2 protein-coding genes and 1 pseudogene are annotated in these 3,109 nt (G+C 68.2%); all 3 read left to right on the forward strand.

Annotated features, from left to right (window positions below; translation table 11 throughout):
- Positions 1–1,338, forward strand: a 1,338-nt coding sequence (gene tsaE, locus EOA38_RS31890) for a tRNA (adenosine(37)-N6)-threonylcarbamoyltransferase complex ATPase subunit type 1 TsaE (protein ID WP_127301095.1), incomplete at its 5' end; no start/stop codon positions are given.
- Positions 1,335–2,057, forward strand: a complete 723-nt coding sequence (locus EOA38_RS31895) for a nucleotidyltransferase family protein (RefSeq protein WP_127301096.1) — start codon at positions 1,335–1,337, stop codon at positions 2,055–2,057. The genes tsaE and EOA38_RS31895, both read left to right, overlap by 4 nt.
- Positions 2,054–3,109, forward strand: a pseudogene (locus EOA38_RS31900) (double-strand break repair protein AddB); the annotation flags it as partial. The gene EOA38_RS31895 and the pseudogene EOA38_RS31900, both read left to right, overlap by 4 nt.

The raw sequence follows: 3,109 nt of genomic DNA on the forward strand, positions 1-3,109 counted from the left end.
GCCCTCGAAGTGCCGAGCCCGACCTTCACGCTGGTGCAGAGCTACGAGACGCGGATACCCGTGCACCATTTCGACCTTTACCGCCTCTCCTCGCCGGACGAGCTCGATGAGCTCGGCCTCGATGACGCGCTGGCGCAAGGCGCCGCACTGGTCGAATGGCCGGAGCGGGCCGAAGACCGGCTGCCGGCAAACGCGCTCCAGGTCGAGCTTGCCGAGAAAGGCACTGGCCGCTCGGCAAGGATCTCCGGGCAGGGACCCGCATTCGAGCGCGTGGCGAGATCGCTCGCGATGCGCGATTTTCTGGCCGCCGCCGGATGGGGTGAGGCGAGCCGCCGCCATTTCGTCGGCGACGCTTCCGCCCGCTCCTACGAGATCGTCTCGCTTCCCGGTCAGGCGCCCCGCGTGCTGATGAATTCGCCGCGGCTGGTGCTCGGCCCGCCGGTGCGCGACGGCAAGCCCTATGCGGTGATCGCCCACACGGCGCAATCCGTCACCGCCTTCGTCGCCATCGACCGGGCGCTGCTTGCCGGCGGCGTCAGCGTGCCGGTGATCCACGCGCAGGACCTCGACCAGGGCTTTTTGCTGATCGAGCATCTCGGCTCGGAAGGTTTTCTCGGCAGCGACGGCCAGCCCATCGCCGAACGCTACGAAGCAGCGGGAAAGCTGCTCGCCATGATGCACGGCAAGGCCTGGCCAGACCGCATGGAGGCCGCGCCCGGCGTGTTCCACGACGTGCCGCCCTTCGACCGCGACGCCATGCTGATCGAGGCGGACCTTCTGGTCGAATGGTATGTGCCATGGATTACGGGCAAGCCGGCAGGCGATGCGCTGCGAGTCGGCTATCACAAGGAATGGAACGCCTTGCTCGACCGGCTCGAGGGCCAAGAATACACGCTGATGCTGCGCGACTTCCATTCGCCCAACATCATCTGGCGCGCAGAGCGCTCCGGCCTCGACCGGCTCGGCATCGTCGACGTCCAGGACGCGCTGATCGGTCCGGCCGCCTATGACGTCGCCTCTTTAGCCATGGATGCGCGGGTCACCGTCTCGCCCGAGATCGAGCGGCGGACGGTCGAGGCCTATGTTGCCGCGCGGCGCGCCTCGGGTCCGTTCGACGAAGCCGGGTTCGCCGAGGCCTATGCGATCATGGCGGCGCAGCGCAATTCGAAGATCCTCGGCATTTTCGTGCGGCTCGAAAAGCGCGACGGCAAGCCTTACTATCTAAAACACCTGCCGCGCATCCGCGACTATCTGAGGCGGGCGCTGGCGCATCCGGCGCTCGGCAGCCTGAAGGAATTCTATATGGCCCACGGCCTGCTGGAGGAACGCTCGCCATGAAGCCGAAGACCGCGATGGTGCTTGCCGCCGGGCTCGGCAAGCGCATGCGGCCGATCACCGACACGATGCCGAAGCCGCTGGTGACGATCGCCGGCAAGACCTTGCTCGACTGGGGGCTGGACAGCCTGGAAGCCGCCGGCGTCGGCAAGGCCGTCGTCAACGTGCATTACCTGCCGGAGCAGATTGTCGCCCATGTCGCCGGCCGCCGGGCGCCGCAGATCGTCATTTCCGACGAGCGCGAGGCTTTGCTGGAATCGGCGGGCGGCATCGTCAAGGCGTTACCGTTGCTGGGCAGCGAGCCCTTCTACATCATCAATGCCGACACCTTCTGGATCGACAGCGGCGAGCCCAGCCTCGAGCGCCTAGCCCTTGCATGGGACGCTGCCAGAATGGATATTCTGCTGATGCTCACCGATCTCGACTCAGCGACAGGACACTGTGTCGGCACCGACTTCCTGGTGGCGCCCGACGGTGCCTTGCGGCGCTCGAAGGGCGATCCGGCCGGCCTGATCTATGCCGGCGCGGCGATCATCCATCCGCGCATTTTCAAGGACGCCCCGACGGGCTCACACTCTCTCAATGTCTATTTCGACAAGGCGATCGCCGCCGGCCGGCTGTTCGGAATGGCGATGAGAGGCCGTTGGATCACCGTCGGCACGCCCGACGCCATTCCGGCCGCCGAGGCGGCCGTCGCCGGCGCGCTAGCGAAAGCGGTATGAGCGGCTCGCGCCGCGTCCTTTCCATCCCGCCCGGAGCGCCGTTCCTGCCGACGCTCGCGGAGGCGTTGCTCGACGGCCGCCTGATCCCCGGCTTCCGTTTCGACGGCGACCCGCTGGCGCTGGCCGACGCGACCATCTACTTGCCGACGCGGCGCGCGGCGCGCGCGTTGCGCGGCGCCTTTGTCGACGTGCTCGGCAGGCGCTCGGCCATTTTGCCGACGGTGCGTCCGCTCGGCGAATTCGATGAGGACGAGGCCGCCTTCGAGGCCGAGGCAGCGCCGGCAATAGACCTCGCGCCGCCGATCGCCGCGCAGGAGCGGCTGCTTTTGCTGGCACCGCTGGTGCGCGCCTGGAAGGAAAGCCTGCCGGGGCATGTCAGGGAGCGGTTCAACGAGGAATTCGTCGTGCCGACCTCGGCCGCCGACGCCATCTGGCTGGCGCGCGACCTCGCACGGCTGATGGACGAGATCGAGACCGAGGGCACCGACTGGGCCAAGCTTGCGACGCTGGTCACCGGCAACCTCGCCGGCTGGTGGCAGGTTACGCTCGACTTCCTCGGCATCGTCACCGACAACTGGCCGGAGTTCCTCAAGGAACGCAACCGCTCCAATCCCGCCGCGCACCGCAGCGCGCTGATCCGGCTGGAGGCGGCGCGGCTGAAGCGCAATCCGCCGGCCGGGCCGGTGATCGCCGCCGGCTCGACCGGCTCCATTCCGGCCACCGCCGAACTGCTCGCCGTGATCGCAGGGCTGCCCAACGGCGCCGTTGTGTTGCCAGGTCTCGACCGCGAGTTGGACGACGCCTCCTTCGCCGCGATAACGGCCCCCGGCGCGCGTCCGGCGACGCTCGGCCACCCGCAATATGGTCTCGCCAAGCTGATCCGCGGCATTGGCGTCCAACGCCGTGACGCCGAGGAAATCGGCACGGCGACGAGGGCCCTATCGCTGCGTGCCGCGCTTGTCGGCGAAGCGCTGCGGCCGGCCGAAACCACCGAGCGCTGGACGGAAACGCGGCCACGTTTCGCGGCAAACGATGTCGAGCAGGCGCTGGGC

It is taken from the genome of Mesorhizobium sp. M1E.F.Ca.ET.041.01.1.1 (assembly GCF_003997355.1).
In the GTDB taxonomy this organism is placed as follows: Bacteria; Pseudomonadota; Alphaproteobacteria; order Rhizobiales; family Rhizobiaceae; genus Mesorhizobium.

Coding starts and splice junctions, on each gene's coding strand:
- EOA38_RS31895 (WP_127301096.1), top strand. CDS start 1,335: ATGAAGCCGAAGACCGCGATGGTGCTTGCCGCCGGGCTCGGCAAGCGC.